Here is an 18,733-nt window from a genome sequence, read left to right as displayed (position 1 = left end):
AATGGTATCAAGGGGAAAACCGCCCTTGACACCATTTCACCCGCCTGTTGAAGAATGGTTAAGGTTGGAATGATAAATATCATCAGGTTTCTTTAAAAAGTGTTGCATTTAATATTGCAATTTAAGAAATTATTTTTAGATATGAATTTATTTTCCGTTTTTTAATAGAGAATATAGTTTTTATGATAGTCATTAATATCATTTGGAGTTTTAAAGTCATATATTGAACAACATGTCCGTCAACAAAGTACGGCATCACCAAAATGCAAGTTCTATATATTATTATTTCAATGGAATATAATTCATCGACATGTTATATATTAAACAGGACGTGGTGGATAAAATATAAACACAAAAATAGCACCAATAAAACATTCTATAAAACATTCTGAATAACTCTAAGAAAGTTCTTGCCTGCAAATTTTTCTATATTTTCGTTGGAATAATTGAGTTTTGCAAGTTCATTAAATATCTTTTCAATATCCTGTACCCCATTTATTCCGGTCGGTACGCTTTCAATGCCGTCAAAATCAGCTCCGAGCCCAATATGTTCAGGCCCCACAAGGCTTGATATGTACTCAATATGGTTAATAACGTCCTTTAGAGTGGCTTCTTTGGAATTATTCAAAAACTCCGGATACAAGTTTACGCCAATTACACCGCCATTATCTTTTATCGCCAGTATCTGCTTATCCGTTAGATTCCTCCTATGAGGACAAAGCTTTTGGGCATTTGAGTGGGACACAATAACCGGAGCGGAAGTGCACTCCAATACATCCCAGAAGCCGGTTTTAGAGATGTGAGAAAGGTCAATAATCATTCCCAGCTCATTCATTTCCTTAATTACTTTTCTACCAAAAGGTGTAAGTCCTCCTCCCGAAGATTCGTCCTTAACGCCATCAGCTATTTCATTGCGGTAATTCCATGTGAGGCAAATGCTCCTTACTCCAAGCTTGTAAAGCATCCGCAAAACCCCCAGATCTCCTTGTAGGGCTTCACCGCCTTCTATTGAAAGTACCGCAGCAATTTTGCCTGACTTTACGGCTTCTTCAATATCGTTGTAATTACGACATGTCATGATATCATCTTTATTAGCTTCTATCTGACTGTAAAACTCATCTATTATCTGTAAGGCTCTCTTTAATGGATATGCCTGGCAATAGGACGGGTCTATGAATGCCGCAAAAAACTGAACATAGTTTCCTATGGATTTAAGTCTTTCTATGTCTATATGGCAGTTATTCTTCCGAAGACCTGTACCATCTTCCATTATTTTTGTTATTGTATCACAATGGGCATCAACTATAATCATAGACTCCACTCCCCAAACGTTTATTTAAGGGCCATTATTTTATTATTGCTATTTTATTTGCCGTTATTTTATTTATAATGTATGCGTAATAGTGAATAAATATGTTACAAAAAACATCAACTGGAAAGAAGCCCTCTTTCAGCAAAACTCACATATTGACCGCCACAGACAATTATGTGGTCAATCACCTTTATAGAGATGGCTTCAAGAGCTATTCTGATCCTATTGGTAGCTTCAATATCCGCTTTTGATGGATTTAAGGTTCCACCGGGATGGTTGTGCGCCAAAATTACACTGTTGGCCTTGTGGCGCAGTGCAGTTTCAACAATTACTCTCGGGTATACCGGTGCCTCGTTTATGGTCCCCTCGTGAACCAATTGGGCATAGTTTACCCTGTTTTGTGCGTCAAGACAAATAACATAGAATACTTCATAATGCCTTCCGGAAAAAAGTGAAACGGCATATTGCCCGGCTTTCGTTGAACTGTTGAGCTCGGGCTTGTCCCTCCATTTATCATTAAAATAACGCCTTGAGAGCTGTGGTATAAGCGACAGCAGCATTGCAGAGTTCTCTCCGATTCCTGGCGTAGCTGCCAGGTCCTTTGGATCTGCTTCAAATACCCCGGATAAAGAGCCGTACTTATTCAGAAGTGTATGAGCTATCTCATTGGTATCTCTTCTCGGAATTGAAAAAAACAAAAGTAATTCCAGCACCTGATGCTGCTCAAAGCTGTCAAGCCCTTCTTTTAAAAATCTTTCCTTAAGTCTCTTTCTGTGTCCTTCGTGCACCAATATTCCCCCTATAGATATAAACCCTTTTATAATCAAACTCATTTATACTCGTAAGAGTATTTTAAAAGGCATTCTTAATCAATGAAATCTTATTTACTTCAATGTTATCGCCTTTTTTATCTATATAAACCTCTACTACATCAAATCTTACTTTAAAATCATTCATACCGTTTTTACAAAGATATATCTGGGCAAGTCTTCTTATGTTTTCCTGCTTTCTGGCATTTACAGCCTCTCTTGGATAGCCGTAATCTATTGAGCTTCTTGCCTTGACTTCAACAAAGCAAATATAATCCTTTTCCCGGGAAATTATGTCTATTTCGCCCAGTCTTTTGTACCGAAAGTTCTTTTCTAAAATCTCGTAATTGTTCTCTTTGAGATATTCAACAGCAGCAGTCTCCCCAATTGCCCCTGTAGCTCTTTTATTATTCGCTTTGCTATACATCTTTTTCTCCATTTTTATCTCTTCTTTTTACCATAGCTTTTATCAATACTGCCGATAAACACAAGTATCTGCGCCACAATATCATAAAGCTCAGGCGGAATTTCATCGCCAATGTTTAGGGCGTTTAAAGTAGAGGCAAGCTCCTCATTCTCATATATAGGAATGTTGTTTTCTTTTGCCTTTTCAAGTATCTTCTCCGCGATCTCGCCTTTTCCCAATCCTATAATCTCAGGGGCATTATTATCGTCCGGTGAATATTTTAAAGCCGCCACCTGCTTTATTTTTTTCTTGCCAGGCATAAAAATTCCCCCATAAATTAGATTTTGCAGTCAAACCCCTTACTTCTTATTTTTTCTATTTCCTTTTCCAAAACCTCATGGGCATTTAAAAGGTTCACCTTTTCATCTATAAGCCTATATTTGATATCCACTAGTTTGTAGCCTTTTTTTAATAACCCTTCATAAAGCTGAATATAATTTTCCTTAATGAAATCATAGATTTCATCTTTCTCAAGCCTTAAATTGAGGCTGACATTTTTTTTGCTTACGCTGATAAGGGAGTCTACTTGTCCTAAGTTTTCGGTATCTAATGATATAAACACTGTAGCATTTTGCGGATCAATTCTGTTTCTTCCGTTATTTCTTTTTAATATATAGAGCTCACCAGTAGTGTTTCTATCAAATACTTTCAGCGGTATCTGAAAATACACGCTATGGTTATTTAATTCATTCAGAAAACTAATATTGCTCTTAAGGCTGTCAACCCTGTTTAAAATGTCTTCTTTTCCCGGAACATTGGAATTTTCCAAAATCCCTCTCACCATTTCAAGCTTTTTGTAAATATCTTTGTATACTTCCTTAACATTAATATCCCGGCTGTCAATTTCCTCATTAATCTTTACAAACATCTTTTCAAAGGATTTTTTTATGCTTTCAGCCTCATCACGCATGCCGGAATGTTTTTGCTCCGACACCTTACTGTCTTCTGATGTCTGAAAGGACTTTAATAAGTCCATTAGTTTTTTCTCAGGCTTATCTATATTTTCCCTGTAATTATTAATAAAATCAACAGTTTTTTTCTTAAAATGTAATATTTCTTTTTCTCCCGGATTAGTATTTCCCAGTTCTTCCTTGAATTTACTTTCGACAACATCGTCTCCCTGAGACAATTTAGACTTCGAACCCAAATACTCTTTGCCATTTTTAATATCAGTACCGCTTTTTAGAGCCATATCATCCCCAGCATATCCATCCTTTTGGTTATGCTGCGCCTTTGCGTTGTCATTATCAATATCAGAAGTGCTATTATCAGCGTCTTCTATACTCTTTTGGGAAGCATAATCTAAGGCATTAAGCTTTTTTAGAATTGCAATGGCCACATCTTTGTCCTGAAGCTCTCCAAGGCTTGATGCCAAATCGAAAAGCTCAGCACTCAATTTTACTCTGCCTTCAACAAACCTGGTGAGACTTGCTATGTTTTTTTCTTCGGGAGCAATGTTATTTGAAATAAGATAAGCCGCCTTATCAATGGTCAGGTTCTTAAACCTAACCACTGCATCAACAACTTTGGTGATGGTTTCAGTATTGATTTGAGCCCCATTGGCACGGATTTTGGCTGCTGCCTCCATATTTCTTTTATCGGGCTTTATACCAAGCTGCAGCAGCTTGTTTTTAATCTCATTCTCAACATCAACATCGGTAGCCTCTTTACCGTTATCCTTGAGGATTTCCAAAAACAATTGATTGTTTACTTTATTTTTTACAATAAAATCAATGAGATCTCCCCTCTTTGCATTTACGGGAGTCATTGCACCGGCATTTATCAAGGTCCCGTCAAATAGCTTTAGGAGTAGCTCATTTGCAGTAATGTCAACTACTTTTGCCCTTAAGGTATCTCCTGTATCAAGCCTTGACAGTATATCAACAGACCCTTTCTGGTTGATTAATACGTTTTCTGCGCCTTCTACTCTCAATCTTCTTCCCCCTAAAGCTTTTTATTGAAAATTGAGTCTATATTACGAAGTTCTTTGTAAAGCTTACTCTATGTATCGGACAAATACCGTATTTCTTTATAGCTTCTATATGTTCGCTAGTGCCGTAACCCTTATGTTTGGAAAACCCATACATAGGGTATTCTTTGTCCATTTCTTTCAACATACGGTCCCTTGTAACCTTAGCTACAATTGATGCCGCCGCAATCGACACGCTTTTTGCATCGCCTTTAACTATTGAATTTTGCACAATATGTATATCATCAAGCCTTAGAGAATCAATAAAAAGAATATCAGGACTAAGGTCTAAATTTTGAACAGCCAATTTCATTGCTGCCTTTGTCGCATTCAAAATATTTATTTCATCAATTTGCTTTTCATCTACAATTCCGAGGCCCACACCAAGTGCTTTATCATTGATGACATCAAAAAGTCTTTCCCTTTGATTTTCATTGAGCTTTTTAGAATCATTGAGGCCTTCTATGAAAGCATCTTGAGGAAGGATAACCGCGGCAGCCACAACAGGACCGGCAAGAGGGCCGCGCCCCACCTCGTCAATTCCGGCAATCATACTAAAACCTCTCTGATAGGCCTCTTTTTCAAACTCGCACATCCCTAAATATCTATTTAACTCTTTTTCGTGTTTTAGCTTTTTCTTTTCATACTTTTCTATTATTCTGTCAACCTTGTCTCCAAACTCACTCTTAAGAAAATAAAGCTTTTCTAAGGCTTTGTCTATGTCCAGACCTTCTATGGACTGCTCAATCTGCTTTATGGTCATGCTTTTCATCTCCCTTGGCCAAAACTACATCCCCCGGCCTTTCGAGGGTTATTCTGCCGATTTTGCCGCCCCGGAGCTCATCGAGTATAATAGCAGAAATTCTCGTAAAATCCACTTCTCCTCCAGAAATTATGCAGCCTCTTCTTTTCCCCGCCTCTTCTAAGAGCTCATACCCTTTTTTGTCCTGCAACGATTCAATCTTGTACCGTTCTTTTATTTTTTCCGGATAAGCTTGCGAAAGGCGCTCAAGTAAAATCGATGTCAGCTCCACAGTATCTATTATGTCATCCTTTATAGCACCAGTAATGGCCAGATTTATGCCCACTGTCTCATCTTCAAATTTCGGCCAAAGAATCCCCGGAGTATCCAGCAACTGAATCTCACTATTGACATTTATCCACTGTTTATTGCGTGTAACACCAGGTTTGTCACCGGTTACCGCACTTTTTTTCCCGGCTATCTTGTTTATAAGAGAAGATTTTCCAACATTGGGTATCCCCACAATCATAGTCCTTATAGGCCTGAAAATCCTTCCCTTTTGCTTGTCTCTTTCAAACTTGTCCTTCATAATATCACGCATTTTGTCTTTAAGTTGCTTTATTCCTGTGCCCTTTAAAGAATCAATGAAAATGGTGGCATAACCTTGAGAATTGTACCATCTGCTCCACTCATTCGAAACCTTCTCGTCAGCCAGATCGGCTTTATTTAATACAACGATTTTCGGCTTATTCCTCACAATACTATCTATCTCAGGATTTTTGCTGCTTACCGGAATCCTTGCATCCAAAAGCTCAATAACCACATCAACCATTTTCAGATTTTCCGCAAGAATCCTTCTGGTCTTAGCCATATGACCCGGAAACCACTGAATATTCATTTGCTCCTCCCAATCTAATATAATCAATAAATACTGCCAAATTCCTTCAAAGGCTTTATTCTGAAAACCGCCTTGCCTTTTATACGTTCAAAGTCAATAAAGCCTAATTGTCTGCTGTCTTTGCTATATTCTCTATTATCACCCATAACAAATACTTTATTCTCAGGCACAACCTTAGGAAGCTCAAAGCTTTGCTCGTAAGTTAGTCCTTTTGTATAGGCTTCATTCTGCTTTTCACCATTAATATATAAATACCCGTCCCTAATATCGATCTCATCACCCGGAAGTCCTATTACCCTCTTTATATAGTTTACTTCGCCTTTGCAGGGAAAAAGAGTTCTAAAAAGAGGTACCTCTTTGAAAAAGGACAGATAATCCCAATTTCCTTCCTGAATTTGAATTATGACAATATCTCCTTTTTGGGGACTGTCATTATCCAACTTACTTACAAATAAAACTTGATCGGTGTAAAGAGTGTTTTCCATGGATTTGCCCTGGACAACCACCCATTCAAACACATAGGCTCTAAGTAAAAGAGCAGTTAATAAAGCAATAATTATAATGCAAATCCATTTTACTATTTCTTTAAAATACTTTGGCTTTTCCGCATGAAAATTAGTCCCAAACTTTTTTTTCAGTTCTTCCTCTTGACTTTTGTCAATACCGGCAGGCTTCTTTCTATACTCCATATTATACAACCCTTAAAATTTAATGTTAGTATTTATTATATCACTATTTTCCCACCTAGGAAAGAACGGACAGAACAAGTTAAAGAAATACTGTAAATTGCGAAATAAAGGGGACTTAACAGTCCCCTTTATTTCAAATATCTTAACCCAATTTTGTTTTAACTTTTGCTGCTTTACCAACTCTATCACGCAGGTAGTAAAGCTTCGCTCTTCTAACTTTACCTCTTCTAACAATTTCCACTTGAGCAATCCTTGGCGAATGAATCGGGAAAATTCTTTCTACTCCAACTCCGTAAGATATTCTTCTTACAGTAAAAACTTCTTTGACTCCGGAGCCCTTTTTGGAAATTACAGTACCTTCAAAAACCTGAATTCTTTCCCTGTTACCTTCTTTTACTTTTACATGGACCTTTACATAGTCTCCGATTGAAAAATTAGTTACCTCGGTTTTAAGCTGTTCTTGCTCAATCGCTTTTATTACATCCATTTTTTATCCTCCTCCCTCGTAGACGTTCTTGTATAAAACAGAGGACCGCCCGTATTCCACAAGATGACATTATATCATAGCATTGATATATTGTAAATATTTTTTTACCATTTTATTTGAATTTATAATAATTTATTTATTCTTCATTTTCCTTCAATGCTTCCTCTAGAAGTTTCCTATCTGCTTCATTAAGAGATAGCCTTTCAAACATATCCGGTCGTTTTAAATAAGTTCTCTTTAGAGACTGCTGCCTTCGCCATCTGTTTATGTTCTCATGATGTCCTGACATCAGTACCCCAGGAACCTTTCTTTCAGAGAATTCATAGGGCCTCGTGTATTGAGGATACTCCAAAAGACCTTCATAATGGGACTCCTGAGAATAGGATTCCTCACTTGACAATACTCCCGGAATAAGTCTACTGACAGAATCAATAAGCACCATCGCCGGCAACTCCCCTCCTGTCAGCACATAATCCCCTATGGATATTTCATCATCTACTATTTCTTCTATGACCCGCTCATCAATACCTTCATAGTGGCCGCAGAGCAGAATCAAATGCTCTTCTGTTGAAAGCTCCTTAACTATTTCCTGATTGAGTACTCTTCCCTGGGGGCTGAGGTAAACAACCCTAGGCTTGTAGGAAAGTTTCTCAGCAATAGAAAGATAGGCATCACAAATCGGCTGAGCCATCATCACCATACCGCCTCCACCGCCATAAGGATAGTCATCTACTTTCCTGTGCTTATTTAAAGAAAAATCTCTAATATTTACAGTGTTGATTTGAATTATATTGTTCTGCCGGGCTCTGCCTATAATACTTTCACCAAGCACGGCATCAAAGAGTTCAGGAAAAAGCGTCAATACATCAAACTTCATCATCAATCAATCCTTGGGGCAGCTCGACTACCATTTTATTATTTTCAAAACAAACTTCTTTTACAACAGACTTTAGTGCCGGAATTAAAATTTCCTTTTTATTTTCATTCTTGACTACATACACGTCATTGCTTCCTGTACTCAGCACATCCGTTAGTACTCCAAGATTATTTCCTTCGTGGTCGAATACGTTCATATTTATGAGGTCACAAATAAAAAATGTGTCCTTAGGAAGCTTTACAGCATCCTTTCTGTCAATAATCACAAAATGCTCTTTAAGCCTTTCGGCGGCATTCATATCATCAATCCCATTGAACTTGATTATTACAAAGTTCTTTTGGTGTTTTACAGATACAATATCAAACTTTTGCATTTCATCAGACATTTCCTTGGATATATAGACACACTTAAGCTTGTTAAACCTAAGGGGATCATCGGTAAGCGGAATAACCCGAACCTCTCCCTTTACACCATGAGTATTCACGATTTTCCCTATTTGCAAGTATTGCACCACTAGCTTTACACCACCATCTATATCTATTAATTTTTTCACTCCAATAGGCTAAAAAATGTGGACAAGAGACTGACCCCTGCCCACATCTTTTTATTGTAGTATTTCTACAGATACTCTCTTGTTTTCTTTCACTGCTGCAGCTTTTACTACTGTTCTGATTGCCTTTGCTATTCTTCCCTGCTTTCCAATTACCTTACCCATATCATCTTTTGATACAGTTAATTCAAGGATAATTGACTTTTCCCCTTCAACTTCATTTACATGAACATCATCCGGGCAGTCTACTAATGCTTTGGCAATCGCCTCGAGAAGTTCTTTCATTACAAATACCTCCCGTATTCTACCAAAATGTCATTGTTCGCCAAATACTAGGCACTTTGGCCACTATAATCAGGATATAGCTCCAACCTTCTTTAACAAAGCCCTTACAGTATCTGTAGGCTGTGCTCCATTCTTAAGCCATTTTTGAGCTTTTTCTGTATCAATGTTAACCTCGCTTGGATCTGTAAGAGGATTGTAAGTTCCAATTTCTTCTATGAACCTGCCATCACGAGGATATCTTGAATCAGCAACTACAACTCTATAAAAGGGTGCCTTTTTTGCTCCCATCCTTTTTAATCTTATCTTAACTGCCATTTTTTCACCTCCCGCAAGTATAATTACAACTATTGTTTATTAAAACGGCATTCGGAATTTCTTCAATCCCTTTTTACCGCGTTTACCCATATCGGTCATCATTTTCATCATCTTTTTCATTTCTTCAAAGTCCTTCAGAAGCTTGTTTACCTCCTGAACAGTGGTACCGCTTCCGGCAGCAATTCTCTTTCTCCTGCTGCCATTTATTATTGAAGGGTTGTTTCTTTCTTCCTTTGTCATAGACTTTATAATAGCCTCAACATGGGCCATCTTCTTTTCGTCCACTTCCACATCTTTAAGGGCATTGGCGTTGAAACCCGGTATCATTCCCAGTACTTGGTTCAAAGGCCCCATCTTTTTAATCTGCTGCATCTGATCCAAAAAGTCATCCAGCGTAAACTGCTGGGTACGCATCTTCTTTTCCAGCTCCAAGGCCTTTTTCTCATCAAAGGCTTCCTGGGCTTTTTCAATGAGACTTAGAACGTCTCCCATGCCAAGAATTCTTGATGCCATCCTGTCAGGGAAAAAGGGCTCAATATCGCTTAATTTCTCACCCATACCTATAAACTTGATAGGCTTTCCTGTAACAGCCTTAACAGAAAGCGCCGATCCTCCTCGGGTATCTCCGTCAAGCTTGGTAAGTATAATACCATCAACACCTAATTTTTCATTAAAGCTTTCTGCCACATTTACAGCATCCTGACCGGTCATCGAGTCAACAACCAGCAATATTTCCTGCGGCCTAACAGCTTCTTTTATATTTTGAAGCTCTTCCATAAGCTCTTCATTAATATGAAGACGACCAGCTGTATCTATTATTACAAGGTCATGCTGCTTTGATTTTGCATATTCAATGGCTGCCTTTGCTATGTCAACGGGATTTGTCTTGTCTCCCATTGAGAATACCTCAATCCCCAGCTGTGATCCTACCACCTGCAGCTGCTTTATTGCAGCAGGCCTGTACACGTCACAGGCAACTAACAGAGGCTTTTTGCCCTGCTTTCTTAAAAGACTTGACAGCTTTCCCGAGGTAGTGGTCTTACCGGAACCCTGAAGTCCAACCATCATATACACAGTAGGAGGCTTTGATGCAAATGTTACCTTACTGTTGGCAGACCCCATAAGGTTAATAAGCTCCTCATGGACAATCTTAATTATCTGTTGTCCCGGTGTAAGACTTTCCAAAACATCCTGTCCTACAGCTCTTTCGGACACTTTTGCAATAAAGTCCTTAACAACTTTAAAGTTAACGTCCGCCTCCAAAAGCGCAAGCTTTATCTCACGCATCATTTCTTTTACATCTTTTTCAGTAACTCTTCCTTTGCCTTTAAGCTTCTTCATTGCCTCCTGAAGCTTGCCGGACAATCCTTCAAACACCATATAATATATGACACCTCAATTCCATAAGGATATCGAATATTCAGCTCTCAACTATTTTTCCTATCTTCTCTTCAACCCTCTTTAGAGTCTCAGCATCTTCAACACTCATATTGCTAACATCAATGCTTTTAATATCATTTAATATTTCAAGGGCTATATCTTTCTGCTGTAAAAATTTATGCACAAGCCCAAGCTTTTCTTCCATACGGTCTAACATAGCCCTGCCGCGCTTAATATTGTCATAAACGCCCTGTCTGCTTATATTAAGCTGCTCTGCAATCTCTGCTAGAGAATAATCGTTATTCAAATAAAAATCCAGTATTTCAAACTGCCTCTTTGTGAGAAGCTGTCCGTAAAAGTCCAGCAAAAGCGCAGCTTCATATACCTTATCCATATATTCACCTGTAAAGCAAAAATACTTTACACATAATTCTAAGCTATATTTTACTATTAGTCAAGGTTTTTTGAAAAAAATAATAAAATAAAAGAAGTACCCATTTATTCTTAACAAAAGAGTACCCCTAAAATCAATATTCAACCTTTATTAAATCAAGTATATAAGTTATATCGGAACTACTCGACAATTACCCTAAGCTCCATCCCCTCAATTATCTGACAGTCTTCAAGATCATTTAAAACCATAATATCATATATGTATTTTCTGATGTCCCCATATTTATTGTAGTCCTCAGCTATGTTCCACAGAGTATCCCCTCTTCTTACTGTAATCGTCTTATAAGAAGGCTCTCGGAATCCATAGGTGCTGGTAGCGCCACTTATAACAGCTGTCAAACCCATTAACATAAAAAGAATAAACGTAAAAAATCTCTTCTTATTCTTTAAAATGTACTTCCTTTTCATAAAAACTCCTCCACCGAACTAATGTTCTATACAGATATTATACGCGAACATACGTTCTTATGTCAATATGAATTCAAAAAATTATCGAACATTAGTTTGATTTGTTTTTACTTTATGGTATAATACTGTTAAACAAGTATTAACAATATAATATTGGGTGTTTAGTCAGCCGTATAAAAATGTTTCCGGGGTGAATAATATGCAAAATAAAATAAACGAAAAGCAGCAAAGGATTCTTGACTTTTTGAATGAGCAGATAGAAAAAAACGGCTATCCTCCTTCTGTCAGAGAAATATGCAATGCCGTTGGGTTTAAGTCCACATCCACCGTGCATGGTTATTTGGAAAAATTGAAAAAGGAAGGTCTTATTAAAAAGGATCCTTCAAAACCGAGAGCTCTTAAAGTCATTAATGATAAAAAGAATACCAAAGTAGCTGAGCCTAAAAATATGTACTCCAACAAGGAGCTTGTTGAAGTCCCTATTGTAGGAAAGGTAACAGCAGGTCAGCCAATACTTGCAGTTGAAAATATCGAAGACACCTTCCCGCTGCCTCTCGATTTTGTCCAGAATTCAACGACTTTTATGCTTCGTGTCCGGGGGGACAGTATGATAGAGTCGGGTATTTTCGATAATGATTATATCCTGGTGAAGCAGCAATCTACAGCAAACAATGGAGATATAGTTGTCGCACTTATTGATGATGAGGCTACGGTAAAAACCTTTTATAAGGAAAAGGGATTTATTAGACTTCAACCTGCCAATAAATTCTATGACCCTATTATAGTAAGAGATAATTTTTCTATTTTAGGAAAGGTTATAGGAGTTTTTAGAAAAATGTAAAAGCCTATATTAATAAGATCAATTAAGGCTTACAATATAAAGATAAATGCCATAAAGCTAAATGCCATAATATAAGACAAAAGCTCCCTAAAGCACAATGCTCCGGAGCTTTTGTCTATTTATTATATAGTTTTTAATACTTTATTCCATTCTGTTGTCATTGAAAATCAAGTTAACAATTTTCATTGGGCTTATTGTTGAAATCGCATGTTTATAGATTAGTTGCTGTCTTCCCTCACTATCAAGTACAACAGTAAAATTGTCAAATCCTTTTACTGTCCCTTTTAATTGAAATCCGTTAGTAAGGTAAATCGTAACTGGAATATGTTCTTTTCTCACTTGGTTTAGAAAAACGTCCTGTAAATTAATATTATTTTTGTTCACCACAGATAATCCTCCTCTATTTCTCTCTTTTTTTATCTTTATATAAAACATTTATTACTCACAAATTTACTTACTTACAATTTTATTTTGTTATTCTTATTCTACAAGAAAATACCAGACGTTGCAAGACAATATTTAATATTTTTTATTATTTCCTCGTCACTATCAAACTCATCTTTATTTATCCAATATACATTTTCAATTCTTTTGAACCAAGTCATCTGGCGTTTGGCATATCGCCTCGTATCTCTCTTTAGGATTTCAGCTGCTTCTTCCAGAGTAATTTCCCCTTTTAAGTAGGATAATATCTCCTTATAGCCAAGTCCCTGCATGGCAATTGTGCTTTTGTCATATCCCATTTCAATAAGTTTCTCAACCTCTCGGACAAGACCGTTCTCAAGCATCATATCCACTCTTTTATTAATCCGGTCATAAAGCTTTTCTCTGTCCATCGTAATACCGATTAAAATAAAATTATGCTTCGGAGGATTCTTTCTTGACTCCTCCTGATGGACGGAAATAGGCTTATTGGTGTGAGTATAGACTTCTATTGCACGTATTACCCTTTTTACATTGTTCATATGTATATTTTCTGCTGCCTTAGGGTCAATCTCCCTAAGCTTGTTGTGAAGATATTCGTTTCCTTTTTCTTTTGCTTCATCTGCAAGTTTCTTTCTGAGTTCCCAATCACAAATAGTATCGGAGAATTCCAGATTATATATTAGTGAATTAATATAAAGTCCTGTTCCTCCAGCAACTATAGGAATCTTCCCCTTGTTTAGAATTTCATCGATATATTTTAATGAAAGCTCCTGAAACCTTGCAACACTGAACTCTTCATCCGGTGCCACCTCATCTATAAGATAGTGCTTTATACCCTCTCTCTCTTTTTCATCGGGTTTGGCAGTACCTATGTCCATATATTTATATACCTGCATGGAATCTGCAGAAATTATCTCACCGTTTGTACGTTTTGCTATCTCTATGGCAAGCTTCGTCTTTCCCGAAGCTGTTGGACCGATTATCACAATTACATTATCCAAGTTTGTCCTCCAAACAGATTAAACAATTCTTTTAAACATTTTTTCAAACTCATATTTTGTAATTTTAATAACAGTCGGCCGTCCGTGGGGACATGTATATGGATTTTCAAGCAGATTGAGCTTTTCCAAAATGCTTTTAATCTCCATTTCGTCAAGCTTCTTGTTTGCTTTTACCGCCGACTTGCATGCTATCTGGTATAATACCTCTTCTTCAATAATTCTATCATATTTCTTGCCTTTTGACATCAAAAAATCAACAATTCCCAAAAAGGATTCCTTAATGCCAACATTCTCGTCCGTAATCGGTACCGAACGAAGTATAATAGAATTATTACCAAAGCTTTCGAAAATAAACCCTAATTTATTTAATAATTCTCTTTCTTCCTCAATAAAGGCGATTTCCTGGTTTGTGAACTCTATAACCACCGGTGTCAATAGATATTGCGACAGGCTTTCATTCCTTCCATACTTTTCTTTAAGCTCTTCAAAGCGTATTCTTTCATGGGCAGCATGCTGGTCAATAATTATAAAGTCGTCCCCATTCTGAAGCAGAATATATGTTGAAAAAACCTGCCCAATTATCCGGGCTCCAAGAAAAACATTTCTTTCAATATCCTGTTCTGCTCTACCGTCATCTTCAACAGCATTGGTTTCATTGGAATCAATATCAGCATTATTAGGTTTATCGACATTATCGCAATTATCTTTAGGGCTATTGCTGATATCTATCAAATTATTATCAAAGTCCGCACTTTTGGAACTTGAAGCTATATTCTCAGGTTTGTCAAGCGGCTTATCAATCAGGTCATAAATCGGCTCATCAATGAGCTTATTAATTGGCTCATTAATCGGCTTATTAACCTCATTATCAATCGGCCCATTAATCGGCTTGTCATTTTCAACTTCATTTATAGCTTCATTTATAGCTTCATTTACAGCTTTATTTATAACTTCATTTTTCCTATTATTAATCTTAGCACTGTCTTTAGCAATTGCATTTTCCCACGGCGCACTCTCTTTTACCGTATCCGCCTTTTTGATTGTTAAATCTTCATAATTGTATCCGGTATATTTGCTACCCGTATCCAGCTTCTGCTGCACATAATCGGCTTCCTTTTTCGGGGGCTGGCCAAACTTGAAATAATTCTTGGGATTGTCTGAAATGGCGACATTCCTAATATGGGTCTTGCTAAGTAGCGCATTATTTACAGCGTGGTAAACAGCTCTGAAAATGTCCTGTTCCCGAGAAAACCTTACCTCCATTTTTGTAGGATGTACATTGACATCCACCAGCAACGGATTTAACTCTATGTATAGCACGATAAAAGCAAATTTATTTTTCAAAAGATATGTTTTGTATGCTTCGTCAATCGCTGATGATATAACCTTATTCTTTATATACCTTCTGTTTAGATATATGGACTGATAATTCCTGTTTGACCTTGCTATTTCAGGTCTCCCCGCGTATCCGGTTATCTTTATACTCTCATCCTCATAGGAAACCTCCATGCATTCCTTCGCCGTTTCCTTGCCGTACAAGCTGTATATGGTGCTCAAAAGGTCGTTATTACCCGGAGTATGAATAACTGTATTCCTGTTGTTGATCAGCCTAAAGGAAATATCTGGATTCCCAAGGGCAATCCTACTTACTATATCGGAAACATATCCCGCTTCAGTAGAATCCTTTTTCAGAAACTTAAACCTCGCCGGGGTATTGTAAAAAAGCTCTCTTACAATAAATGTTGTACCGACAGGGCATCCCGTCTGGTTGGACTCTATAAGGGTGCCCCCCTGGATTTTTACATACCTTCCATACTCCCTGTGAGCAGGTCTTGAAGTAACCTCAACGGTAGAAACAGAGGCAATACTGGCAAGAGCCTCACCCCTAAATCCAAGGGAGGTAATCGCCTCAAGATCGCTTGCCTTTCTTATCTTACTGGTGGAATGCCTCTCAAAGGCAATTTCTATATCGTCCTCTTCAATTCCGCTTCCGTTGTCAACTACCTTTATCAAGGATACACCGCCATTACTTATCTCCACCGATATATTTGTACTTCCGGCATCAATAGAGTTCTCAACAAGCTCCTTCACCACAGAAGCCGGCCTTTCCACAACCTCTCCTGCCGCAATCTGATTTGATGTATTTTCATCAAGTATAACTATTTTCCCCATAATAGAAAACCTTTCTATATGTACTTTCTTCTATCCTTTTACCTTCTTTTGAAGATTGTATAATACATTCATCGCATCGAGAGGTGTAAGGGTTGTAATATCAAGTCCTTTTAATTCGTTTAAAACCTCATCGCAGTTTCTTTGGGCAGTATTAAACGTAAATACATCAATTTGCCCTTGAATAGGTTTTTTTGTCCTTCGAACACGGTTTTCCTTCCTGGTTATATCCGCATCTTCCAATTTCCCTAATATTTCTTTAGCTCTGTGAATAACGGGAGCCGGCACACCTGCAAGCCTTGCCACCTCCACGCCATAGCTGTTATCGGCTCCGCCCCGCAGTATCTTTCTTAGGAAAATTATATCTTCTCCCTTTTCTTCCACAGATATGCAGTAGTTCTTTATACCTTCGACTCTCTCTTCCAGCTCCGTAAGCTCATGGTAATGGGTAGCAAACAGTGTCCGAGCCCCAATTTTCTCACCAATAAACTCAATTACGGCCCATGCGATGCTAAGCCCATCATAGGTACTTGTACCCCTGCCTATCTCATCTAAAACCAAAAGGCTCTTTGATGTGGCATTGCTGAGTATGTTTGCAACCTCAGACATTTCAACCATAAAGGTACTCTGGCCTGCTGCCAGGTCATCCGAAGCGCCCACCCTTGTAAATATCCTGTCAACTATACCTATCTTTGCACTTTGAGCAGGAACAAAGCTTCCTATTTGGGCCATAAGCACAATCAATGCTACCTGCCTCATATATGTCGATTTACCCGCCATATTCGGCCCGGTAATTATCGCAATTTCATTTTCACCCATGTCTAGATGGATATCATTAGGAACAAAGGCTCCCTGTCCGATTATTTTTTCCACTACAGGATGCCTTCCGTCTTTAATATTAATTTCATCATCATCGGTCATAACAGGCATAGTATAGGATTCCCTATCTGCCACTTCTGCCAGTGAACATAAAACGTCTATTCTGGCAAGACTTTTTGCCGTAGACTTTAATCTGTTTATTTCCTCTGCAACCTTATTTCTTATATCCACAAATATCTGATACTCAAGCTCTACAAGCTTATCCTCCGCACCCAATACCGTATTCTCAATTTCCTTTAGCTCTTGAGTTATGTACCTTTCACAGTTCGCCAAGGTTTGCTTTCTTATATAATCCTCCGGTACTTGGGAATAGTAGGATTTGGTAACCTCGATGAAGTAGCCGAAGACCTTGTTGAATCCCACTTTCAAGTTCTTAATTCCGGTTCTTTCCCTCTCTTTGCTCTCAAGAACTGCAATCCACTTCTTCCCATCCTTTGAAGCGCTTCTTAGCCTGTCCACTTCTTCATTAAAGCCTTCTTTTATAATTCCGCCTTCTTTAACCGCAACAGGAGGCTCATCATTTATTGCCTTATCAATGATTTCATATACATCGGACAGGTTATCCAATTCATTATAGCTTAAAACGTTGAGATCGGCATTAAAGTGACAAATAAGCTCCTTTATATACGGCACCTGCCCAATAGAGTTCTTTATAGATATAAGATCTCGACAATTGGCACTTCCTAAGACAACCTTGCTCATAAGCCTTTCTATATCGTAGACCGCTTTCAAAAGCTCTCGTACCTCAGTTCTTACCATAAACTTTTCTTTAAATTCATTTACTGCATTCAGCCTGTCCTTTATATCATGCAGGTTTATAAGAGGCTGCTCTATCCATTTCCTCAAGGTTCTCCCGCCCATAGAAGTCATTGTCCTGTCCAAGACCCAGAGAAGGGAGCCTTTTCTGTTCTTTTCCCTCATGGTTTCTGTCAGTTCAAGGTTCCTTCTAGTAGCCAAGTCCAGAACCATATACTCTTCAATCCTGTAAACACTAAAACTCTGAATATGACTTAAGTTTACCTTCTGTGTCTGCTCAAGGTATTCTAAAAGAGCTCCGGAAGCATTTATATAAAGATCAAACGCATTTTCTTCAATTACATGATCTTTAAAATAGTCTCTTACCTTCTGTATGGAAAAATCCTTTTCAAAAAATCTATCCTCTATACTGGAAATATAGACATCAAACCTCTTCTTCAAAGTGCTTTTTAAATTCTCATCATGAAAAAACTCACCATTCACAATAATTTCTGAGGGTGAGAATTTTGCGATTTCGTCCATTAATTTGCTGAAGGTATTGCCAAAGGTAATATATGTGGACAAAAACTCTCCTGTAGTCAGATCCACACAGGCAATACCATAATAGGTTTTGCTTTTGTAGATTGACATAAGATAATTATTCTTCTTTTCATCCAGCATAGTCGAGTCGGTCACTGTACCGGGAGTAACAATCCTAATTACATCCCTCTTGACCAATCCCTTCGCCAGCGCAGGATCTTCAATCTGCTCACATATAGCCACTTTATAGCCTTTATTAATCAGTTTTGCAATATAAGAATCCGCAGAATGGAAAGGTACTCCGCACATAGGAGCTCTCTCTTCAAGGCCGCAATCCTTCCCCGTAAGCGTTATTTCCAGTTCTCTTGATGCCAGCTCCGCATCAGAAAAAAACATTTCATAAAAGTCTCCCAGCCTGAAAAAAAGGATACAGTCATTGTACTGTTCCTTTATTTCAAGATACTGTTGCATCATAGGTGTCAATGAAGCCATTTTTCCTTAC

At 37.8% G+C, this 18,733-nt stretch carries 21 protein-coding genes; 1 reads left to right on the top strand and 20 read right to left on the bottom strand.

The features are described 5' to 3' along the window. Positions 1–376: 376 nt before the first annotated feature. From EFD62_RS12450 to EFD62_RS12375, 16 genes are all read right to left on the bottom strand, one after another. Complete coding sequence (locus EFD62_RS12450) at positions 377–1,312, bottom strand: dipeptidase (protein ID WP_069193720.1); 936 nt, start codon at positions 1,310–1,312, stop codon at positions 377–379. Positions 1,313–1,428: 116 nt separating this feature from the next. Further along, complete coding sequence (gene radC, locus EFD62_RS12445; RefSeq protein ID WP_235832648.1) at positions 1,429–2,103, bottom strand: RadC family protein; 675 nt, start codon at positions 2,101–2,103, stop codon at positions 1,429–1,431. A gap of 61 nt (positions 2,104–2,164) precedes the next feature. Next, entirely contained in the window at positions 2,165–2,548 is a 384-nt protein-coding gene (locus tag EFD62_RS12440; RefSeq protein WP_407921092.1) for a YraN family protein, read from the bottom strand. Positions 2,549–2,562: 14 nt separating this feature from the next. Then, the gene (locus EFD62_RS12435) at positions 2,563–2,847 is read right to left on the bottom strand and encodes an EscU/YscU/HrcU family type III secretion system export apparatus switch protein (RefSeq protein ID WP_069193717.1); all 285 of its coding nucleotides are present in this window, start codon (positions 2,845–2,847) and stop codon (positions 2,563–2,565) included. A gap of 17 nt (positions 2,848–2,864) precedes the next feature. Beyond that, positions 2,865–4,520, bottom strand: a complete 1,656-nt coding sequence (gene fliK / locus EFD62_RS12430) for a flagellar hook-length control protein FliK (protein WP_128706222.1) — start codon at positions 4,518–4,520, stop codon at positions 2,865–2,867. Between the two features lie 37 nt (positions 4,521–4,557). Then, the gene (locus EFD62_RS12425) at positions 4,558–5,328 is read right to left on the bottom strand and encodes a ribonuclease HII (RefSeq protein WP_069193715.1); all 771 of its coding nucleotides are present in this window, start codon (positions 5,326–5,328) and stop codon (positions 4,558–4,560) included. Continuing rightward, the gene (gene ylqF / locus EFD62_RS12420; protein ID WP_069193714.1) at positions 5,300–6,196 is read right to left on the bottom strand and encodes a ribosome biogenesis GTPase YlqF; all 897 of its coding nucleotides are present in this window, start codon (positions 6,194–6,196) and stop codon (positions 5,300–5,302) included. The genes EFD62_RS12425 and ylqF overlap by 29 nt, the downstream gene beginning before the upstream one ends. A gap of 23 nt (positions 6,197–6,219) precedes the next feature. Then, positions 6,220–6,885: a signal peptidase I gene (gene lepB / locus EFD62_RS12415; RefSeq protein ID WP_069193713.1), complete on the bottom strand. Its 666-nt coding sequence runs from the start codon at positions 6,883–6,885 to the stop codon at positions 6,220–6,222. Between the two features lie 142 nt (positions 6,886–7,027). Next, positions 7,028–7,372, bottom strand: coding sequence for a 50S ribosomal protein L19 (rplS, locus tag EFD62_RS12410; RefSeq protein WP_069193712.1), 345 nt, complete (start codon positions 7,370–7,372; stop codon positions 7,028–7,030). Positions 7,373–7,508: 136 nt separating this feature from the next. After that, positions 7,509–8,249 carry a tRNA (guanosine(37)-N1)-methyltransferase TrmD gene (gene trmD / locus EFD62_RS12405; protein WP_128706223.1) on the bottom strand — a complete coding sequence of 247 codons (741 nt, stop codon included), beginning with the start codon at positions 8,247–8,249 and terminating at the stop codon, positions 7,509–7,511. Continuing rightward, positions 8,239–8,763: a ribosome maturation factor RimM gene (rimM, locus tag EFD62_RS12400; RefSeq protein ID WP_069196254.1), complete on the bottom strand. Its 525-nt coding sequence runs from the start codon at positions 8,761–8,763 to the stop codon at positions 8,239–8,241. Before rimM ends, trmD begins: the two co-directional genes overlap by 11 nt. Before the next feature lie 90 nt (positions 8,764–8,853). Beyond that, complete coding sequence (locus tag EFD62_RS12395) at positions 8,854–9,084, bottom strand: KH domain-containing protein (RefSeq protein ID WP_069193710.1); 231 nt, start codon at positions 9,082–9,084, stop codon at positions 8,854–8,856. Between the two features lie 69 nt (positions 9,085–9,153). Next, positions 9,154–9,399 carry a 30S ribosomal protein S16 gene (rpsP, locus tag EFD62_RS12390; RefSeq protein ID WP_069193709.1) on the bottom strand — a complete coding sequence of 82 codons (246 nt, stop codon included), beginning with the start codon at positions 9,397–9,399 and terminating at the stop codon, positions 9,154–9,156. A gap of 39 nt (positions 9,400–9,438) precedes the next feature. Then, a complete protein-coding gene (gene ffh / locus EFD62_RS12385; protein WP_128706221.1) occupies positions 9,439–10,779 on the bottom strand; it encodes a signal recognition particle protein in 1,341 nt (446 codons plus the stop codon). 40 nt (positions 10,780–10,819) lie between these two features. Further along, on the bottom strand, positions 10,820–11,173 hold the full coding sequence (ylxM, locus tag EFD62_RS12380) for a YlxM family DNA-binding protein (RefSeq protein WP_069193707.1): 354 nt from the start codon (positions 11,171–11,173) through the stop codon (positions 10,820–10,822). 179 nt (positions 11,174–11,352) lie between these two features. Then, positions 11,353–11,640: a LysM peptidoglycan-binding domain-containing protein gene (locus EFD62_RS12375; protein ID WP_069193706.1), complete on the bottom strand. Its 288-nt coding sequence runs from the start codon at positions 11,638–11,640 to the stop codon at positions 11,353–11,355. A gap of 199 nt (positions 11,641–11,839) precedes the next feature. On the opposite strand from EFD62_RS12375, the gene lexA reads away from it, so the two are divergent. Next, complete coding sequence (gene lexA / locus EFD62_RS12370; protein ID WP_069193705.1) at positions 11,840–12,481, top strand: transcriptional repressor LexA; 642 nt, start codon at positions 11,840–11,842, stop codon at positions 12,479–12,481. Positions 12,482–12,622: 141 nt separating this feature from the next. On the opposite strand, the gene hfq is transcribed toward lexA, so the two are convergent. The 4 genes from hfq to mutS all read right to left on the bottom strand — a co-directional run bounded on the left by hfq (position 12,623) and on the right by mutS (position 18,723). Next, positions 12,623–12,865: an RNA chaperone Hfq gene (gene hfq, locus EFD62_RS12365; RefSeq protein ID WP_069196253.1), complete on the bottom strand. Its 243-nt coding sequence runs from the start codon at positions 12,863–12,865 to the stop codon at positions 12,623–12,625. A gap of 101 nt (positions 12,866–12,966) precedes the next feature. Further along, complete coding sequence (gene miaA / locus EFD62_RS12360) at positions 12,967–13,908, bottom strand: tRNA (adenosine(37)-N6)-dimethylallyltransferase MiaA (RefSeq protein WP_069193704.1); 942 nt, start codon at positions 13,906–13,908, stop codon at positions 12,967–12,969. An 18-nt stretch (positions 13,909–13,926) separates the two neighbouring features. Then, positions 13,927–16,080: a DNA mismatch repair endonuclease MutL gene (mutL, locus tag EFD62_RS12355; protein WP_069193703.1), complete on the bottom strand. Its 2,154-nt coding sequence runs from the start codon at positions 16,078–16,080 to the stop codon at positions 13,927–13,929. Positions 16,081–16,110: 30 nt separating this feature from the next. Next, positions 16,111–18,723, bottom strand: coding sequence for a DNA mismatch repair protein MutS (gene mutS / locus EFD62_RS12350; protein WP_128706220.1), 2,613 nt, complete (start codon positions 18,721–18,723; stop codon positions 16,111–16,113). Positions 18,724–18,733 lie beyond the last annotated feature (10 nt).

Origin of the sequence: Acetivibrio mesophilus (assembly GCF_004102745.1) — a bacterium.
GTDB lineage: Bacteria > Bacillota > Clostridia > Acetivibrionales > Acetivibrionaceae > Hungateiclostridium > Hungateiclostridium mesophilum.
This window is presented reverse-complemented; position numbering and strand designations above follow the sequence as displayed.